Genomic DNA, 18,705 nt, shown 5'->3' on the forward strand with positions numbered 1-18,705 from the left:
TTAAGGTGCTTTTTTATTCTATCTTAAAATTGGCTTTCACACGGGATGCCATCGCCGTCACCATCCATTTTAGTATTTGGACAGTTCCGGATAAAAAATAAAGCCTCTTCGTAAGAACCCATCTGACTACAGTGTTCTCGACCATCGCATTTAAATTGAGATATAGATGGCGAAGCCGTTTCTGGAGTTTTCAGATTAACCGGGTTACTTTGGCTTGGTACCTCAGTACCGCGATTTTCGAGGTTCTTTCTGCCCTGTTCAGATAATCCTTGCATAGCTAGATCACCTTGCGCTGCTCGCTGCTCAGCGACAATTCGTTGCTGCTCTACCATCAGTCCTTCAAGCTTTTGCTGTTTTTGAACTTGGTAGCTTTGGTATTTGTTATAAACAAGCCCAACAAGAATCGCAATAATAATTAATCCCGATATTGTGATTAGTTTGGATCGAGTTGATAATTTTGTCTTTTCATAACGTGGAGAAACATGTGCTTCAGGATCTTCATATAAATCATTATTCTGCTTAATAGCCAATTTTGATTTAATATCCAGCCGGATAATATGGTCTGCCTTAAACTTTCCATTATCTTCAACCATTAAAAACTTTAATTTTTCCCCAATTTTTAATGGAATATTTTGATTGGGAAAGTCTTTAATATGAAAAAATAAATCTTTAGATTCCCCTTCGATTTGAATAAAACCAAAACCACGCGCTTCGTGATAGGTTTTGATTTTCCCCTCTTGAAACATAATTCACTCTTGTCTTTGATATTTTTAATAATTGTAATAAAAAATACATCGAAAAGCTTTTATGAAATTCTTTAATAGAAAAACCAAAAAAGCACTTATAGGCGCTTTTTTAAATTGAAGAATAGAGAAATACCGAGTTAAAAATAGAAAATTAAAAATTTCTGGTTTAAATTTATACTTCGCCCAAAATTATAAAACCAACTGCGGATACCAGTGCCAACCATAGCGTTGGGCTAAAAAGAATTGAACGCTTTAACGGAACAGATATTGTGGGTGCCAAAGATGGTAATGCCACAACTTCCGCTACAAACTCGTCCTGTACTTTGACATCTAGGCGTACCATATTGTCCAATATTATGGTTTCCTGATGAGGAATCATTCTAAATTTAAGCAGTTCTCCAATTTGAGGATCAATTTCAGGTGAAGGTAAATCCTGTAGCCTAAAACTTAGTTCTTGAGCGTCATCTGCTAACTCAATGCTGCCTGTACCACGTTCGGAATCATAAGTTTTAATTTTTCCATTCCTAAACATGACATTTATCCCTATAAATCAACAGATAGTATTTTAAGTGAGAAGGAATAGAGATGATTGTAGCGCTTTGGTAGACGTTTTATTGTTTGCGTAACGAAGTACAAGCTTTAAGTTACAAAAACTGATGTAAGACTATAGTTCATGAATTTTTAGATAAAAAAGAGGCGAAAATGCCTCTTCATTTAGTCAAATTCACGGTTAATTAACGCTTGAGATTTGATAGTAATGCGGAAGTAATTGACTGGTTATGTGCAGCGACCTTAGATTTTTTAGCTTTCTTTGAAGTATCCTCAACACGTTCAATCTTAATGGCTTTATACTTATCGCCATTTTCTACCACATTAAATTTCACGCGTTCATTGCGTTTTGGCTCGCCTTCTGCCGCAGGAAAGTCTGAAATATGGAAGAACACATCTCCCTCAGCCGAACCAATAAAACCAAAACCTTTTGCAGGGTCGTACTGTTTGATTTTGCCCTGATATAATTCATCTTTCATGCTGTTGTCCTATGCTGAAAATGCCCGATCTACATTATATAAAAAAGAGGCTGTAGTAGCCCCTTTTTTCGTCCTGTTCAAAAATTAGTCTTTCTGAACTGAACCAAAGATTTTATCGCCAGCATCACCAAGACCCGGAACGATATAACCATTTTCATTTAAACCGCTGTCGATTGATGCAGTGAACATGATCACATCAGGATGTGCAGCCTCTACACGCTTAATACCTTCCGGTGCGGCAACCAGAACCATAACACGAATGTCTTTACAGCCACTGGCTTTGAGTACATCAATTGCAGCTACAAGAGAAGAACCTGTCGCCAACATCGGATCAATGATCATCGCGATACGGTTTTGTACGTCTGGAACCAGTTTTTTATAATAAGTACGGGCTTCCAGGGTTTCTTCATCACGCTCTAAACCGAGTACAGATACTTTTGCACTTGGAATCAGATTTAAGAAACCATCCAGCATGCCAATACCGGCACGTAGAATCGGCACAACCGTGATTTTTTTACCGGCAATACGGTCAACTGTGACAGCACCATTCCAGCCATCAATATCATGTTCAACCATTGGCAGGTCTTTAGTCGCTTCATAAGTCAGAAGCATGGTCACTTCTTGAGCTAACTCGCGGAAGTTTTTGGTACTGATATCTGCACGACGGAGTAAACCGAGCTTATGTCGGATGAGCGGATGACGGATTTCATGGATTGCCACAGGAGAACACCTAAAAGGTTAAAGATAAATTTCCGCTATTATAAAGGCTTTTATTGATTTGTATAAATAAAAAAGCCCCCAATCATGGAGGCTTTTTTGTAATAACGTCAATCTTCGCAGATATTAGTTAAAACCACTTTGAACCAAAGTGAAAATGAATTGCTGTAATTCAGGTGATATTGCGAAGAACGCATATTTAGAAATCGCAATCACTGGATCTGGATAAACACCAATCACAAGTACCGCAAGTGCAGCAAGTAATACCATGATACCGCCGACTTTTTGACCCCAATGATTCACCGCATCTAGACGTGGTGTTTCAGGTGGTGTCATGTACAGCACGACCATCACGCGCAGGTAGTAATACAAACCAATACCTGAACCCAGAATAACCATTGCAGTCAGGAACCAGGCTTCGCCTGCAACCGCAGTTTTAATCACCAGGAACTTACCGATAAAGCCGGCAGTTAAAGGAATACCTGCAAGAGACAGCATCATTACGGTTAATACAGCAGTCAGGACTGGACGGCGCCAGAACAGACCACGGTATTCAGCCAGACTACCCGCTTCATCCGTATTGTTATACGGACTCGACATCAGCGTCACAACACCGAAAGCACCAATCGTGGTTAATACATAAGTAATCACATACACGTTTACACTTTCAAAAGTCGCAAAACCTTGAACCTGTAAGAAATCGGTATTACGTGAACTGACGATGGCAACCAGCAAATAACCAAAGTGCGCAATTGAAGAGTATGCCAGAATACGTTTCAGGTTCACTTGGCGAACAGCCAGCAAGTTACCTGCAAGAATCGACAATACTGCAATAATCGAAATGATCGTTACGAAGCTGTCTGCCAGGATTAAACCTGAAGACAAAACATAACGAACAAACAGACCAATCATCGCCACTTTTGCCACAGTCGCAAGGAAAGTCGCGATTGGTGCTGGTGCACCTGCGTAGACGTCTGGTGTCCATTTGTGGAATGGTGCCAGCGATAATTTAAATGCCACAGCAAATACAATTAAGGCCAGACCAATTATCACAGCTGGCTGACTGAATACAGTAAACAGTTTGCCCGGTTCAGCAACGAAACTTAAAGTACCTGTGTAGGCATAAATATAGGCCATACCCATCAGCAGCATTGCAGACGCAGTTGCTGAAAGCACCAGATATTTCACACCTGCTTCAAGCGATTGAGAACGTTGATGTGTATATGCCAACAGGCCGTATACAGGAATCGACATCAACTCAAGGCTAATAAAGAATGATGCATAGTGCGAGCTTGCCACCATTAACATTGCACCCGCGACGGATATCAACATCAAGATATACAGCTCTTCACGGTTATCTTTATAAGTTTCGATATACGCGTGTGACAAGGTACTACAGGCAAGTGCAGCAATCAGAATCACAAACTGGTACAACATCGTAAATGGATCTACGATGAACAGATTCATCACATTGGCAGGTGCAAATGTGCCTGCCAACAGAACGAAAATGATATAGAACGCTGCTAAGTTCAGACCAACAACAGTCGTCGTCGCAACAAGATTATGGTTACGCTTGATTGCCGTCAGCAACATCACGACGATCGCAGTTAACGACACGATCATCACAGGTGCGAGCGGCATAAGCTCAGAAAAAGACATTGTGAAGTTCATGGCTTATTGGATCTCCACATTTTCAAGTTGAGTCGTTACCTGATCAGCAACTTCAACCACTTCTTGAACTGGAATGTAGCTATTCGCTAACCACGCCATGCTTGAGTTAGACACATCAAGGAAGCTTTGTGGGTATAGACCAAGCCAAAGTAGACCAAACGCGCAGATCAACAATAACGCGATTTCACGTGCATTCAGATCTTTTAACGGATGTGTATAGTGCTGTTTTTGCGCTTCGTTTGGCACACCAAACAGGGCTTTGTGAATCAGGATCAGACCATACAGACCTGCAAAGACCAGACTGATTGCCGCAAGAATAGTGAACGCCGGGAATTGTGCATAAGCACCCATCAAGATCAGGAACTCACCAATGAAGTTACCCAGACCTGGAATACCGACAAGCGCCGCAACAAAGAACATCAGGAAGAATGCAAGATACGGGAACTGACCACGCATCCCCCCCATCAAACGCATGTCACGCGTATGCACACGCTCATATACCTGACCACACATAATGAACAGTGCAGCAGAGGAAATACCATGTGCCAACATCATGATCATCAGACCCTGGAAGGTCAGGATGTTACCTGCATAAATCGCAAGTAAAACAAAGCCCATGTGGGAAATAGATGTGTACGCCAGTAAGCGTTTCATGTCGGTTTGCTGGAAAGCACACCAGGCACCGTAGAAGATACCGATTAAACCCAGAATGATCGCGATATCTGCAAACTGAGCCGAAGCTGCCGGGAAGAACGGAATCACGAAACGCAATAAACCGTACGCCGCAGTTTTAATCAAGATACCTGCAAGGTCAACAGAACCCGCGGTTGGTGCTTGCGCATGCGCATCTGGTAACCAGCCGTGTAATGGGAAAACTGGAAGTTTTACCGCAAAACCGATGAATAAACAGATCATGAATGCATAAGCAAGCGCTGGAACCTGAGCGTCAAGCGTATTCGCCACACCTAATAAATAGTTGTAATCGAAACGGATTTCGCCAGTCATGGTATAGCCTACAGTCACCAGACCCAGGATACCAATCAGCATCACCAAACCGGCAACCTGCGTGTAAATGAAGAACTTGTTTGCTGCATAAACACGTGACTTGCCTTCTGCCCCTTTATGACCCCAAAGGGCAATCAGGAAGTAGATCGGCACCAGCATCATCTCCCAGAAGAAGAAGAACAGGAACAGGTCAATCGCCAGGAATACACCGATCACACCACCCAAAGACCATAAAAGGTTCAAGTGGAAGAAACCAACGTTCTTTTGAATCTCACCCCATGAACAGCCGACTGCCAGCACACCCAGGAGTGCAGTCAAACCAACCATAAGAAGTGATAAACCATCCACGGCTAAGTGAATGTTAATGCCAAGGGTCTGAATCCAAGGCAGTTTGAATTCGGCAGCCCACGAAGGTGTCGCAGCGCCTAATTCATAGTTATAGGTACCAGTCTGCCAAAGGACGATGGTCAAAACCAAAGTCACCAGCATACCGATTAGCGCGATATAACGCGGCAAGTGTTGGTCGAGTTTATCGACCAACCAGCATATGAAACCTGCAATGAACGGAATGAGGATCAGAGCCGGCAAAATAATATTGTTTGGAGCTTCCATTTTATTTCCCCACGACCTGAATCACGATCAAGATCATCAGTAGGACAACGACACCGAGCCCCATACTAGATGCATATTCACGCAGTGAACCGGTTTGACGTGAACTTGTAAAGCTGTGACCACTTTTGACCAGTGCAGGAAGTACCAGCCATAAGCCATCAATTGGATCACGACCGAACAGTTTAGCGAACAGCAAATATGGCTTGACGAAAATCAGGTCATAAAGCTTGTCGAAACCTAATGCATTACGGCAGATATTGACCAGACCCGCACCCACAGAAGTGGCAGCAAAACGTTTGACTGCATTGTAAGCAAAAGCGAACAGCACCACACCGACCACAAGACCCGTCAATGCAACAGCAATGGCGATGTATTCAGCACCATGTGCACCTGCTTCAAGCGCTTCAGGAATAATGAAGGCTGGAATTTGGGCTGCATCTAGAATGCTCATCACGGGTGCTTTCAGTACGATTGCCAGACCTGTCGAAAGGACAGCAAGAATCGCCAGTGGCGCCCAGTAAGTTGCACCTTTGATTTCATGATAAGGCGTGTTTTCTTTGCCGAAGAATACCACCCAGATTAGACGGAATGTATAAATCGAGGTTAAGAAAGCACCTGCAACACCGACCCAGTACAGCGTGTTATACACTGGTAAACCAGCAATATGACTTTGCGTCCAGACTGCAGCAAGAATTGCGTCTTTTGAGAAGAAACCAATGGTCAGGAATGGAATCGCTGCCAAGGCACCGCCACCAATCGCGAAACATGCAAACAGGAATTTGTTCTTGTAGAACAAACCGCCCATCTTGAAGATGTTTTGTTCGTGATGGTAAGCCAAAATTACCGCACCAGACGACAAGAACAAGAGTGCCTTGAAGAATGCGTGAGTCAGCATGTGGAATAGACCCGCCTGGTATGCTTCAGCACCTACTGCCATAAACATATAACCGAGCTGACTCATGGTTGAGTAAGCCAGAATACGTTTGATGTCGGTCTGAACCAATGCAGCAAAACCAGCCACAAGCAAGGTCACCGCACCTGTGATCGAAATAAACACCATCACTTCTGGCGCAAGTTCAAAGACTGCAAACAGACGGCAGCACAGGTAAACACCCGCCGTTACCATGGTTGCAGCATGGATCAATGCAGAAACAGGTGTTGGACCTGCCATTGCATCGGCCAACCATGTTTGTAATGGGATCTGTGCAGATTTACCTGCCGCACCCAAGAACAATAACAATGCTGTCCAGATGGTCAGCGAAGAACTTTGCGTCATTACAGTCGCTGCATTTTCAACGATGTACTGAATGTTCAAAGTACCGAATTGCTGGAAGATCAGGAACATGGCAATCAGCAGGAATACGTCACCGATACGGGTAACAGTAAACGCCTTGATTGCCGCCAGACCATTTGCAGGGTTCTGGTAGTAATAACCAATCAGCAGGTATGAACACAGACCTACACCTTCCCAACCTAAGAACAATAACGCCAAGTTATCGCCAAGCACGAGAAGCAACATGCTTGCAACGAACAGGTTGAAGTAAGAGAAGAAACGTGCAAAGTCTTCTTCACCGCGCATGTACCATGAAGCAAAGATGTGAATTAAGAAACCCACACCTGTCACCATGCCCAGCATCAGTAAAGACAAACCGTCGAGCTGCAAGCTGATGCCCGGTGCAAAACCACCGACATTGAACCAGGTCCACAGGTGCTGAACATAGAGTTCTTTACCATTGTTAACAAAGTCCAGACCTGCAATCAGTGCAAACAGTGCCGATAAACCAACTGCACCGACACCAATTATCGCTGCAACATTTTCAGGAAGCTTGTTGCGCCCCGCCGCTAACAGGACAAAACCAATGAGCGGAAATAAAATTGTTAGATATAAATAACTCATCCGCGCATCTCACTAGCAGCATCCACATCCAGGTGATGGAAGCGATGATAGAACTGAAGGACGATCGCGAGACCAATACAAGCCTCTGCCGCAGCAAGCGTCAGGATCAGGATGAACATGATCTGACCATCTGGCTGTGCCCATGCACTGCCCGCCAGGACGAACGCCAAAGCAGCAGCGTTCATCATGATTTCAAGGCTCATTAAAATAAATAGTAGGTTGCGTCGCACCATTACACCGTAAAAACCCAGTGCAAAGAGAATAGATGCAACGATCAAACCATGCTCTAAAGGGATGTTGCCCATTATTCTTTTTCCTCTTCTGCATCTGGCTCACGTTTACCCAAATGGAATGCAGCTACTAATGCAGCAAGCAATAACATCGCGGCAACTTCAACCAACAACAAGTACTGCGTAAAGAGTGCTTGACCCACGGCTTTCGGGCCCACCATTTCCACACCCATTACCAGTGAAGGCTGTGCGTAATCAGAGTTTAATACCCATACCAGTACCAGACCGATCAGGAAGCTCATCAGCGCCGGATAAGCCCACGCCGATGAAGTTAACCATTTACGTTCTTGTTCAACGGTTTGTTCACCCAGATTCAGCATCATCACCACGAACACGAACAACACCATGATCGCGCCAGCATAGACAATAATTTCGAGGGCAGCCGCGAACGGCGCACCAACGATCATGAACATGCCTGCAACAGCAAGCAAGGATACAATCAGGCTTAATAAAGCATGTACCGGATTCGCGTTAGTCACCACGCGAACCGTAGAGACAATGGCCACAAGGGCCATTAAATAAAATGGCCACATCATGGTAATAGACTCCGTACATCAACAGGTGCACTTTCACGCTGTGCTTGACCTTTGTCCTTGCCTGCAACTGCCATACCGGTGACACGGTAGAAGTTATAGTCAGGATATTTACCAGGACCAGAAATCAGCAAGTGTTCTTTTTCATAGACCAGGTCTTGACGAACATATTCACCGAGTTCGAAATCCGGGGTCATTTGAATGGCTGTGGTTGGACAGGCTTCTTCACACATACCGCAGAAAATACAACGTGAGAAGTTGATACGGAAAAACTCCGGATACCAGCGACCATCTTCACGTTCTGCTTTTTGTAATGAGATACAGCCTACCGGACAGGCAACCGCACACAGGTTACATGCGACACAACGCTCTTCGCCATCAGGGTCACGCGTTAATACAATACGACCACGGAAACGTGGTGGCACGATTTCTTCGGCCGGCACTTCTGGATATAAAATCGTGTCACGTTTACGCGTTACATGGCTAAACACCATCCAAAGCGAACGAACAATCGATCCAAATCCAGCTAGAAATTTAAACATTTTGTTCTCCCTGCCCTTACCACAAGATCACGGCACCAGTCACCAACAGGTTGACTAGAGCTAATGGCAAGCAAATTTTCCAACCAAAATTCATTACCTGGTCATAACGTGGACGCATTAATGAACCACGTGCCAACACGAACATCATTACAAAGAATGCTGTTTTGATAATGAACCAGAATGCTGCTGGAAGGAACGGAATTTCAAGGTTGAATGGCGCGAGCCAGCCACCGAAGAATAACGTCACGATTAAAGCAGAGATTAGTACTACGTTGACGTATTCCGCAACGAAGAACATCCCCCACTTCATACCGCCGTATTCGACATGATAACCTTCAGCCAGTTCTTGTTCTGCTTCTGGTTGGTCAAATGGATGACGATGCGTCACCGCAACACCCGCAACCACGAAGATCAGGAAGCCAAGGAACTGAGGCACCACGAACCAGACATCACGTTGTGCTTCAACGATTTCACGCATGTTGAATGAGCCGGCAATTGCCACCACACCCATCAGCGAGATCCCCAGGAACACTTCATAAGAAATGGTCTGAGCCGCAGAACGTAAACCACCGAGTAAGGCGTATTTGTTGTTGGATGACCAGCCACCGAACAGTACTGCATAGACTGCAATACCTGCCATTGCCATAAAGAACAACAGGCCGATGCTCATGTCTGCCACACCTAGATAAGGTGAAACAGGAATAACCATGAACGACAGCACCGCAGTTGCCATCGCAACTGCTGGCGCCATACGAAAAGTCAGTTTGTCAGCAAATTTTGGTGTCCAGTCTTCCTTGAACATGATTTTCAGCATGTCGGCAACAATCTGGAACATACCGCCCGGACCGACACGGTTCGGACCGTAACGGTCTTGCCACAAGCCGAGTAAACGGCGTTCAATAAAAGACATCAACGCAGCGATCAGTACTACAACCAGCAAGATCACAATCGCTTGAATGACTGAATAGGCAATTGGCCAGTTTTCAGCCCACAGCGGCGTTTGACGGATTAATTCTTGTTCCATGAATTACACTCCTACCGCGACTGAAACAGGCTCTGCAAGAGATACCGTCGGTGCCAGACCGATTGGGTAGCCAATATAACCTGTCGGTAAATATTCAATCACTTGAACTGGAAGAACGATTGACGTCTCACCTGCTTTCACCGTGATTGTCTGACCATCTTGAACATTTAAGCGTGCTGCATCCTGCTCACCCACTGCAAATACCGCTTCAGGAATACGTGTTTCCATTGCTGGTGTTTTTACGGTGAATTCACCTGAACCAAAAATATGGTGCATTGGAACTAGGCGGAAGCTTTCAGCATTAACCAAAACAGGTGCCGGTGCAACAAAGGTACGTGCCGGAAGTTTTGCCAAACGGTCGAATAAACGAACGCCTGAATCACCACCTTTCAAATGACCACCGACATTGTCCTGGAATTTGTTCCAGGCTTGCGGCGAGTTCCAGCCGGCAGACCATGCAAATGGTACCAGTGCTGAAGGTGTTTGAGTTCCGACATAACCTTCCATCGAGAAGGTTAATGCAGAGTCTTTGTCCACTGGCTGTTTTGGCTCATGGACAGACAATGGCGCGCGCATCGAAGTACGACCTGAGTAACGACGTGGTTCACGTGCTACTTTAAGACCATGGACACGGAAGCCCGCATCTGGTGCTACATCCAAAATACCGTCTAAAGCAGGTACATTTTTCGCAACTGACTCGATCACATCATCCAGCAACGTCCAAGAAATCGCTTTGCCTTTCACGCCTGTTTCCAGAGCGTGTAACCAGCGCCAAGATTCTTTGATTGCCAATTCAGGATTGTAGTAGCTCGGGTCATACACTTGGTAGAAACGTTGTGCACGGCCTTCTTGCGATACCACCGTACCATCACCTTCAGCAAAGCTTGCAGCAGAAAGCACGATGTCGGCTTTTTTCACTGTTTCAGTTTCAGAGTGATCTAAAACAATCACGTCTTTGCCTGAAAGTGCAGCATCCACTTGTGCAGCAGGTAGACGACGATACAGATCGTTTTCAACCACGATCACTGCATCATAATCTTGTGCAAAGGCTTGCTCTAAGCTTTGACCACCGAAGATTGCCATACCCATCGAGTTCACTTCAGGAACTGTCAAGGTCAAGCCTGCATTACCCAGATTTTGTGCAACTTGTGCAGCAGCTTCCATGATTGATGCATCTTGTAAGCTGGTACCCGAGATGATCAATGGTTTTTTCGCAGCTTTTAAGGTGTCGGCAATCGTTTGTGCAAATGCTTTCGCATCGTCATCTAAACCGAGAATTACTTCACCCTTCACGCCCGCAGCAACAGCAAAACCTAAACGCGCGATGTCGTTTGGAGAAGCAACCACTTCGCCTTCCGCTACGTCAGACAAACGGGTTTGTGTCGCAGCCAGGATGTAAATCGGAGATTTCGCATCTTGAGCAATACGTTGTACCGGCTCAGCCAGCCATTCCTGGGTACGACGTTCCGCTGCCATCTCTTTGCCTTTATTTTTCGCAGCTTGGCGAACAGATAAAGCCATACGAGGCGCAGTTTGGGTTAAATCTTCACCTAAGATCAGAACTGCATCATAGCTTTCAATTTCACGCATATTCGGGTTGTAAACACCCTCGGTTTGCATGATTGAAGCTGCAAGTTCAACCAGATTTTGCTCTTTTTGAGATAAACCTGTTGAGAAGTTCTCTTGACCCACCAACTCACGCAGCGCGAAGTTTGATTCAAGTGATGCACGCGGTGAACCAATCCCCAAAACTTTTTTGTCCTGGATATTTGCAATGATCGTATCAAGTGCTGCATCTACTGAAACAGTTTCTACAGTCGCACCTTTACGGAATTGTGGCTGACGCGGACGGTCTTCGCGGTTCACATAACCTGTACCGAAACGGCCTTTATCGCATAGGAAGTATTGGTTAACTTCACCATTGAAACGGTTTTCGACACGGCGAAGTTCACCATAACGCTCACCCGGAGAGATGTTACAACCTGAAGAACAGCCTTGGCATACGCTTGGCGCATATTGCATGTCCCATTTACGGTTATAACGTGCCGAATGAGTTTTATCGGTAAATACACCTGTTGGACAAACTTCAGTCAGGTTACCCGAGAATTCAGATTCTAAAGTGCCTGATTCCGGACGACCGAAATACACACGTGATGCGTTGGCATACACGCCGAAGTCCGTACCACCTGCATAGTCTTTGTAATAACGCACACAACGGTAACAGGCGATACAACGGTTCATTTCGTGAGAAATGAATGAGCCAAGCTCTTGGTTGTAATGGGTACGTTTGGTGAAACGGTAGCGACGACGGTCATGCTGCGTCATTACGGTCATATCTTGTAAATGACAGTGACCACCCTCTTCACAGACCGGACAGTCGTGCGGGTGGTTGGTCATCAAGAATTCAACAATCGAAGCACGGAAATCTTTTGCTTCTTTGTCTTCAATCGAAATGTAGGTATTGTCAGATGCAGGCGTCATACATGACATGACCAAACGACCACGGGTATCTTCCGGATTCGCGTATTGAGTCACGGCACATTGACGGCAAGAACCGACAGAACCTAAGGACGGATGCCAACAAAAGTATGGGATATCAATGCCAAGACTCAAACATGCTTGTAGCAAGTTTTCCGAGCCGTTGACTTCATACGATTTGCCATCGACATGAATTGTAGCCATAGTCGAATTCCTTAAGCTTGTTCTACGGAGCTAACTTGAGCAGCGGCATTCACCACCTTCGCTTCAAATTCGCCACGGAAATGTTTGAGTGCGCCCATGAGCGGTTCCATTGCACCCGGTGCGTGGGCACAGAAAGTCTTACCGATCCAAAGCTTACGCGTTAACTCTTGTAAGTGATCGATATCTTCCTGTTTACCTGTGCCATTTTCCAGCGCTTTTAACGCTTTCACTGCCCAAGGCAAGCCATCACGGCAAGGGGTACAGAAACCACATGATTCGCGTGCAAAGAATTCTTCTAGGTTACGTGTTGCTGAAACCATACATTGGGTTTCATCAACCACCATGAGCAGACATGTTCCCAAACGAGAACCTGCTTTCATGATGCTTTCCGCATCCATCGGAAGATCGATATGCTCTGCCGCCAGGAAGTCCGTTGATGCACCACCCGGTAACCATGCTTTCAGCTTCAGGCCGTCACGCATACCACCCGCGTGATCTTCAATCACTTCACGCGCAGTCGTACCAAAAGGCAATTCCCATAGACCCGGGAATTTCACTTTACCTGATGCACCGTAGATTTTGGTACCTGGATCTTTCGATTTGCCCGCAGACAAGCCGATATACCATTCAGGGCCACGCAGCATGATGGCGGGTAAGTTGTTGTAGGTCTCTACGTTGTTGACAATCGTAGGACGACCCCAAGCACCTGCAACTTGCGGGAATGGCGGTTTGGTACGCGGGTTGGCACGACGGCCTTCAAGCGAGTTAATCAATGCAGTTTCTTCACCACAGATATAACGACCTGCACCGGTATGCACGTGTAACTCGAAGTTCCAGCCGGTACCCAGGATGTTATCCCCTAAGTAACCTTTGGCTCGAACTTGCTCAAGCGCTTCATTTAAGTACTGAGCCGCTTCGATGTACTCGCCACGGATAAAGATATAACCATGGGTTGCTTCAAGCGTATAACCCGCGATCAGCATCCCTTCGATCAGTTGATGTGGAAGATCTTCCATCAACAAACGGTCTTTGAAGGTACCTGGTTCCATCTCATCGGCATTACAAATCAGGTAACGTGGACCTGAATTGTCATTTGGCGCCATTAGTGACCATTTGATGCCTGCCGGGAAGCCTGCGCCACCACGACCTTTAACAGTCGCTGCCTTCACCACGTCCAATACATCTTTAGGCGACATCGACAGGGCTTTTTTAAAGCCTGCATAACCTTCGAGCGCTTCGTAATCATCTGCATTACGTACGTTCGCTTGTTTGCTTAAACGCCATGTGAGTGGATGCGTTTCCGGGTTACCGTCGCCATAAATTGGTTTTGGTTCAGTATTCATACATACTTCTCCAACAGCTGTTTCACCGAAGTCACTTCAACCAGACCGTGCGTGTCTTCATCAATCATTAAGGTTGGACCTTTGTCACAGTTGCCCAGGCAGCAAATTGGCAGCAAGGTAAAACGACCATCTGCAGTCGTTTGACCAAACTGAATGCCTAATTCGCGCTGGAATGCTTCTGCCAAAGTTTCCGCACCCATCAAGAAGCACGCAATCGAATCACATAACAAAATTACGTGACGACCGACCGGCTGACGGTAAATACGGTTATAGAAGGTTGCCACACCTTCCAGATCTGCAACGCTCATGCTCAGCATTTGCGCGATGGCATTCATTTGCGCATCATCTACCCAGCCATTACGGCGTTGTACACACTTTAGCGCGTCCAGACATGCCGCACGTGGGTATGGATAGTGCCCCATGTGATGTTCGATATCGTGAATTTCGTCCGCAGTCAAAATTCCTTCAACGTTCACACGTGGCTTTTTATCAGTCAAAATCATCATAATGCGTTTACCCCTTAGCGATCCACGTCAGCCATTACGACGTCAATGGTCGCTAAATAAATGATTAAGTCAGACATGAGGCTGCCGTTAATCACAGAAGGCATTTGCTGTAAATGCGTGAAGGTTGGTGTACGAATACGGGTACGGTAACTCATGGTTGACTTGTCTGAAGTCAAGTAGTAGTTCGACGCACCTTTCACCACTTCCGCCATCACAGATGCTTCACCTGCCGGCATTACAGGACCCCAAGATACGCTTAAGAAGTGCGTAATCAAGGTTTCAATATCTTGTAATGTCTTGTCTTTTGGTGGTGGAACAGCCAGTGGATGGTCTGCTTTGTACGCACCAGACGGCATGTTGTCTAGACATTGCTTGACGATTTTCAGTGATTCTTCGATTTCACGGAAGTGAACCATGACACGTGCATAAGCATCGCCTTCGTACTCTAAAGGAACTTCGAAATCGTAATTTTCGTAGCCGCTATACGGACGATATTTACGAACGTCAAAGTCAATACCTGTTGCACGAAGACCAGTACCGGTTACACCCCAAGCCAATGCAGATTTAGCGTCATATTGCGCTACACCTTGTGTACGACCCATGAATACAGAGTTGCGTAATGCAGCTGTGTAGTATTCATTCATACGCTTCGGCATCCAGTCGAGGATTTCGCGAATGAGGTGCTGCCAGTTGTTTGGAAGGTCGTGCGCAGTACCGCCAATACGGAACCAAGCTGGGTGCATACGGTAACCCGTGATCGCTTCAATCGCGTCATAAATCTTTTGACGGTCAGCGAACATATAGAATACTGGGGTCATACCGCCGGCATCCTGAATTGCAGTACCAATAAACAACAAGTGGTTATTGATACGGAACAATTCCGACATCATCACGCGGATACATTGCGCACGGTCCGGTACAGTAATGCCCGCCATTTGCTCCACGCCCATCACATAAGGCATGTTTTGTGCACAACCACCCAAGTAGTCGACACGGTCTGTATACGGAATGAATGAATGCCAGGTTTGACGTTCAGCCATCTTTTCCACACCACGGTGGTGATAACCGATATCAGGCACACAGTCTTTCACTTCTTCGCCGTCCAGCTGCAAAATTACACGGAATGCACCGTGCGCAGATGGATGGTTAGGCCCCAAGTTCAGGAACATGAAGTCTTCATCGGCATTACCGCGCTTCATACCCCAATCTTCAGGCACGAAACGCAGATGTTCCTGTTCGTAGTCCTGCTTGGCCTTGTCTTGTAAATACGGGGTATATTCAGTCGCACGTGCAGAATATTCTTTACGTAGCGGATGACCTTCCCAATAGGTTGGCAACAAGATACGACGGAGCATTGGATGCCCTTCGAAATTGATCCCAAACATATCGTAAGCTTCACGTTCGTACCAGTTGGCATTTGGCCAGATGTTGGTTGCCGTCGGAAGATTCAGATCACTTTCAGCTAAGGCAACCTTAATACGAATGTCAGTATTACGCTCGAGCGACAACAAGTGGTAGAACACTGTGAAGTCAGACGCAGGTAAACCGTCGCGGTGCGTACGCAGACGCTCATCTACCGCAGACAAGTCGAACAACATCACGTAAGGACGTGATACTGTACGCAAGAACATTAAAACTTCTTGTACACGTGCGCGCTCAACCCAGACTGTCGGGAAATCCTCGAAAGTCGTTTGCACATAGAAGTTCTCACCAAATTTGGTTTTGAGTTCTTCAATGATGGCAAATGCTGGGCGTGAATCAACTGGTGTTGATTCTGGCATAGCAATGTCAGTTTCAGCCATTGGCTTGGCTTCCTATTTAATACAAATTCAGTCAACCTAAACGACAATTACACCCATAGCGGGTGCAGCAAAAAAGACCAGTCGTTTAAATTATTTAATTTCATCCATAGAGCGCAAGTTCTTCACAGCAACACGCTGATCTTTCTTACGGTCACGTTCCGGCATCATCTTTGGCTTATACACTGGCTTAAGATCATCACCGATCACCGCAGAAAGCGGACGACGCTCGAGTTGAATCTGGTCTTGCAACAGCATTAATGCCTGAATCAAAGCTTCAGGACGTGGTGGGCAGCCGGGAACATAAACATCGACCGGGATGATTTTATCCACACCTTGTACCACTGAATAAATGTCGTACATCCCACCTGAGTTGGCACATGCCCCCATTGAAATGACCCATTTCGGTTCAAGCATCTGTTCATACAAACGTTGAATGACAGGCGCCATTTTCACAAAGCAGGTACCCGCCACAATCATTAAATCCGCCTGACGCGGTGAAGCACGAATCACCTCGGCACCAAAACGTGACAAGTCATGCACACCGGTTAAGGTCGTCGCATACTCTACATAGCAGCATGATGTACCAAAGTTAAACGGCCAAACTGAGTTTTTACGACCCCAGTTGACTGCTGTATGTACCACATCCTCTAAACGAGTCATGAATACATTCTTATTCACTTCTTCTTCAAGTAACGGATCTTCTACAAGGATACGCTCTTGAAGTGGATATTGATCAGCATCCGGATTCGCACGGGTTAATGTATATTTCATCCCGTCTTACTCCTTATCAGATGATTTAGCCGGTGAGCTTTTCACACGACCAGAGGATTGAGCTGGGATTTGACCTGTAGGGTCGATTACCAATTCTTCAATTGAGTTAAAGCGCGTAATTTCTGCTAGATCCATATTTGGCGAACCAATCTTAGCTTTAATTCCTGCGGCTTTACGTTTGTCTGAAGGTGCCCAGTTGAGTGCGCCTGTGGATAATTCGTAAACCAAACCAACAAGTAAAACTAAAATAAAGATAGCTGCAGTTGCAAAACCAATCCAACCTACTTCACGAACAGAAACCGCCCATGCATATAGATAAAGTGCTTCTAAATCAAACACCACGAAGAAAATTGCAACTAAATAGAACTTTGCAGACAAGCGGATACGAGCCCCACCTGCACCAACAACACCTGACTCAAACTGCTCCTGCTTGGCACGGCCCCATGATTTACCCCCGAGGAGTAATGGGACGGTCAGCATAAAGACGCATAAAAATGTAACGCCGATCACGAAGGCAATAATTGCCCATTCGTATGGAGTAATAGCACTCATGCGGGGATAACTCCTGGCAGGCCTATTTATTAACAAAGAATGTATGTATTGGCCTTCAAATACACCAAACACAAAATTAATCCCGCCAATTGTACCTGATTTTGGATTTCACTTGCTAGTTTATAAGCCTTAGTCTTTGGGATGATTTTTTAGGCATTTCAGCATTTAATTTGCGTTTGATCTCTCAACATCTGATTTAATCGTTTTATTGGATTAAGTTTTAATTTTCTATTAATTTTTCTATAAACAGCATTCCTGAAAAATAAATCCATTTCAGATCATTCTTGCTTGGCCTCTGGCTTAGATATAGCCCCTTTCACGGCCAAAGCAAAGAAAAATCAGACAAAAACTTATTCTATCCATAACTTTCAGCGGATAAAGCTTTTGATTTAATTTGATATTTAACATGATTTTCACATTTTAACTTGGATTAAAGCACTTTAAGCCCAGCCTCACTCAAGGCAAGCAATTGTATCTTTTTGCAACACACCCAACAGACTGATTCAGAATATGTTATTTGTATTTCTAAGCCACATAATGACATTAATAAAGTAACAATAAGGAGTCCTTGCATGTCTCTACGCTTCTCGCATAAGCCGAATTATTTTTTATTTGCCCAGTTACTGGTGCGACATATCCAAGATTATGTTCAGAAACACCCCAATATGAGGCAGGTCGCTTTTGACTTGCGCGATATTCATGCACTGTTTCAAGAGGATCATGCCTCTTCCAGCATTAATCTGGATGGCATCATGAATATTGCCGATGAATACAAAGTCGAAACTTTATCTGGTGATCAGAGGCTGATCCAGCGCTATAGCATTGATGGAAAAAATACCAAGCTAATGATCGACTTCAATCCTGAAGCCCTGCATGGCCTAAAAGAAGGCAAACCATTGATTGAGCCGGATGCCACCATTCAGGAATAAAATTCTTCCCCAATAAAAAAAACGATGCTCAGGCATCGTTTTTTTTATAACTCAA

At 45.3% G+C, this 18,705-nt stretch carries 18 protein-coding genes; 1 reads left to right on the forward strand and 17 read right to left on the reverse strand.

Annotation, left to right across the window (positions count from 1 at the left end; translation table 11 throughout):
* Nucleotides 1-23 precede the first annotated feature (23 nt).
* The 17 genes from FTU42_RS10930 to ndhC form a co-directional block, all read right to left on the reverse strand.
* Entirely contained in the window at nt 24-746 is a 723-nt protein-coding gene (locus FTU42_RS10930; protein WP_180049552.1) for a cold shock domain-containing protein, read from the reverse strand.
* Nucleotides 747-918: 172 nt separating this feature from the next.
* On the reverse strand, nt 919-1,278 hold the full coding sequence (locus FTU42_RS10935; protein ID WP_005097909.1) for a hypothetical protein: 360 nt from the start codon (nt 1,276-1,278) through the stop codon (nt 919-921).
* 202 nt (nt 1,279-1,480) lie between these two features.
* On the reverse strand, nt 1,481-1,774 hold the full coding sequence (locus FTU42_RS10940; protein ID WP_005097911.1) for a cold shock domain-containing protein: 294 nt from the start codon (nt 1,772-1,774) through the stop codon (nt 1,481-1,483).
* Nucleotides 1,775-1,858: 84 nt separating this feature from the next.
* Complete coding sequence (upp, locus tag FTU42_RS10945; protein ID WP_005097912.1) at nt 1,859-2,494, reverse strand: uracil phosphoribosyltransferase; 636 nt, start codon at nt 2,492-2,494, stop codon at nt 1,859-1,861.
* Nucleotides 2,495-2,617: 123 nt separating this feature from the next.
* The gene (nuoN, locus tag FTU42_RS10950; protein ID WP_074383461.1) at nt 2,618-4,162 is read right to left on the reverse strand and encodes an NADH-quinone oxidoreductase subunit NuoN; all 1,545 of its coding nucleotides are present in this window, start codon (nt 4,160-4,162) and stop codon (nt 2,618-2,620) included.
* 3 nt (nt 4,163-4,165) lie between these two features.
* A complete protein-coding gene (gene nuoM, locus FTU42_RS10955) occupies nt 4,166-5,779 on the reverse strand; it encodes an NADH-quinone oxidoreductase subunit M (RefSeq protein WP_100329150.1) in 1,614 nt (537 codons plus the stop codon).
* Between the two features lies 1 nt (nt 5,780).
* Complete coding sequence (gene nuoL / locus FTU42_RS10960; RefSeq protein ID WP_005097915.1) at nt 5,781-7,676, reverse strand: NADH-quinone oxidoreductase subunit L; 1,896 nt, start codon at nt 7,674-7,676, stop codon at nt 5,781-5,783.
* Nucleotides 7,673-7,981, reverse strand: a complete 309-nt coding sequence (nuoK, locus tag FTU42_RS10965; RefSeq protein WP_004280769.1) for an NADH-quinone oxidoreductase subunit NuoK — start codon at nt 7,979-7,981, stop codon at nt 7,673-7,675. Before nuoK ends, nuoL begins: the two co-directional genes overlap by 4 nt.
* Nucleotides 7,981-8,499 carry an NADH-quinone oxidoreductase subunit J gene (nuoJ, locus tag FTU42_RS10970; RefSeq protein WP_171063341.1) on the reverse strand — a complete coding sequence of 173 codons (519 nt, stop codon included), beginning with the start codon at nt 8,497-8,499 and terminating at the stop codon, nt 7,981-7,983. The genes nuoK and nuoJ overlap by 1 nt, the downstream gene beginning before the upstream one ends.
* On the reverse strand, nt 8,499-9,041 hold the full coding sequence (gene nuoI, locus FTU42_RS10975) for an NADH-quinone oxidoreductase subunit NuoI (RefSeq protein WP_005097919.1): 543 nt from the start codon (nt 9,039-9,041) through the stop codon (nt 8,499-8,501). Before nuoI ends, nuoJ begins: the two co-directional genes overlap by 1 nt.
* A gap of 16 nt (nt 9,042-9,057) precedes the next feature.
* Nucleotides 9,058-10,065: an NADH-quinone oxidoreductase subunit NuoH gene (gene nuoH, locus FTU42_RS10980; RefSeq protein ID WP_005097920.1), complete on the reverse strand. Its 1,008-nt coding sequence runs from the start codon at nt 10,063-10,065 to the stop codon at nt 9,058-9,060.
* Nucleotides 10,066-10,068: 3 nt separating this feature from the next.
* The gene (gene nuoG / locus FTU42_RS10985) at nt 10,069-12,747 is read right to left on the reverse strand and encodes an NADH-quinone oxidoreductase subunit NuoG (protein WP_180083393.1); all 2,679 of its coding nucleotides are present in this window, start codon (nt 12,745-12,747) and stop codon (nt 10,069-10,071) included.
* Nucleotides 12,748-12,758: 11 nt separating this feature from the next.
* A complete protein-coding gene (nuoF, locus tag FTU42_RS10990; protein WP_074383464.1) occupies nt 12,759-14,090 on the reverse strand; it encodes an NADH-quinone oxidoreductase subunit NuoF in 1,332 nt (443 codons plus the stop codon).
* Nucleotides 14,087-14,596: an NADH-quinone oxidoreductase subunit NuoE gene (nuoE, locus tag FTU42_RS10995; RefSeq protein WP_004280775.1), complete on the reverse strand. Its 510-nt coding sequence runs from the start codon at nt 14,594-14,596 to the stop codon at nt 14,087-14,089. The genes nuoF and nuoE overlap by 4 nt, the downstream gene beginning before the upstream one ends.
* A gap of 14 nt (nt 14,597-14,610) precedes the next feature.
* Nucleotides 14,611-16,398: an NADH-quinone oxidoreductase subunit C/D gene (gene nuoC / locus FTU42_RS11000; protein ID WP_005097924.1), complete on the reverse strand. Its 1,788-nt coding sequence runs from the start codon at nt 16,396-16,398 to the stop codon at nt 14,611-14,613.
* Between the two features lie 90 nt (nt 16,399-16,488).
* Complete coding sequence (locus tag FTU42_RS11005; protein ID WP_005097925.1) at nt 16,489-17,169, reverse strand: NADH-quinone oxidoreductase subunit B family protein; 681 nt, start codon at nt 17,167-17,169, stop codon at nt 16,489-16,491.
* A gap of 6 nt (nt 17,170-17,175) precedes the next feature.
* Nucleotides 17,176-17,721, reverse strand: coding sequence for an NADH-quinone oxidoreductase subunit A (gene ndhC / locus FTU42_RS11010; RefSeq protein ID WP_005097926.1), 546 nt, complete (start codon nt 17,719-17,721; stop codon nt 17,176-17,178).
* A gap of 572 nt (nt 17,722-18,293) precedes the next feature.
* On the opposite strand from ndhC, the gene FTU42_RS11015 reads away from it, so the two are divergent.
* Nucleotides 18,294-18,650, forward strand: a complete 357-nt coding sequence (locus FTU42_RS11015; RefSeq protein ID WP_180083394.1) for a hypothetical protein — start codon at nt 18,294-18,296, stop codon at nt 18,648-18,650.
* Nucleotides 18,651-18,705: the final 55 nt, after the last annotated feature.

Origin of the sequence: Acinetobacter sp. YH12102 (assembly GCF_013419125.1) — a bacterium.
GTDB lineage: Bacteria > Pseudomonadota > Gammaproteobacteria > Pseudomonadales > Moraxellaceae > Acinetobacter > Acinetobacter pseudolwoffii.

Coding starts and splice junctions, on each gene's coding strand:
- nuoI (WP_005097919.1), bottom strand. CDS start 9,041: ATGTTTAAATTTCTAGCTGGATTTGGATCGATTGTTCGTTCGCTTTGG.
- ndhC (WP_005097926.1), bottom strand. CDS start 17,721: ATGAGTGCTATTACTCCATACGAATGGGCAATTATTGCCTTCGTGATC.
- nuoG (WP_180083393.1), bottom strand. CDS start 12,747: ATGGCTACAATTCATGTCGATGGCAAATCGTATGAAGTCAACGGCTCG.
- nuoJ (WP_171063341.1), bottom strand. CDS start 8,499: ATGTGGCCATTTTATTTAATGGCCCTTGTGGCCATTGTCTCTACGGTT.
- nuoE (WP_004280775.1), bottom strand. CDS start 14,596: ATGATGATTTTGACTGATAAAAAGCCACGTGTGAACGTTGAAGGAATT.
- nuoM (WP_100329150.1), bottom strand. CDS start 5,779: ATGGAAGCTCCAAACAATATTATTTTGCCGGCTCTGATCCTCATTCCG.
- FTU42_RS10930 (WP_180049552.1), bottom strand. CDS start 746: ATGTTTCAAGAGGGGAAAATCAAAACCTATCACGAAGCGCGTGGTTTT.
- FTU42_RS11005 (WP_005097925.1), bottom strand. CDS start 17,169: ATGAAATATACATTAACCCGTGCGAATCCGGATGCTGATCAATATCCA.
- nuoL (WP_005097915.1), bottom strand. CDS start 7,676: ATGAGTTATTTATATCTAACAATTTTATTTCCGCTCATTGGTTTTGTC.
- FTU42_RS10935 (WP_005097909.1), bottom strand. CDS start 1,278: ATGTTTAGGAATGGAAAAATTAAAACTTATGATTCCGAACGTGGTACA.
- nuoF (WP_074383464.1), bottom strand. CDS start 14,090: ATGAATACTGAACCAAAACCAATTTATGGCGACGGTAACCCGGAAACG.
- nuoK (WP_004280769.1), bottom strand. CDS start 7,981: ATGGGCAACATCCCTTTAGAGCATGGTTTGATCGTTGCATCTATTCTC.
- nuoN (WP_074383461.1), bottom strand. CDS start 4,162: ATGAACTTCACAATGTCTTTTTCTGAGCTTATGCCGCTCGCACCTGTG.
- FTU42_RS11015 (WP_180083394.1), top strand. CDS start 18,294: ATGTCTCTACGCTTCTCGCATAAGCCGAATTATTTTTTATTTGCCCAG.
- nuoC (WP_005097924.1), bottom strand. CDS start 16,398: ATGGCTGAAACTGACATTGCTATGCCAGAATCAACACCAGTTGATTCA.
- FTU42_RS10940 (WP_005097911.1), bottom strand. CDS start 1,774: ATGAAAGATGAATTATATCAGGGCAAAATCAAACAGTACGACCCTGCA.
- nuoH (WP_005097920.1), bottom strand. CDS start 10,065: ATGGAACAAGAATTAATCCGTCAAACGCCGCTGTGGGCTGAAAACTGG.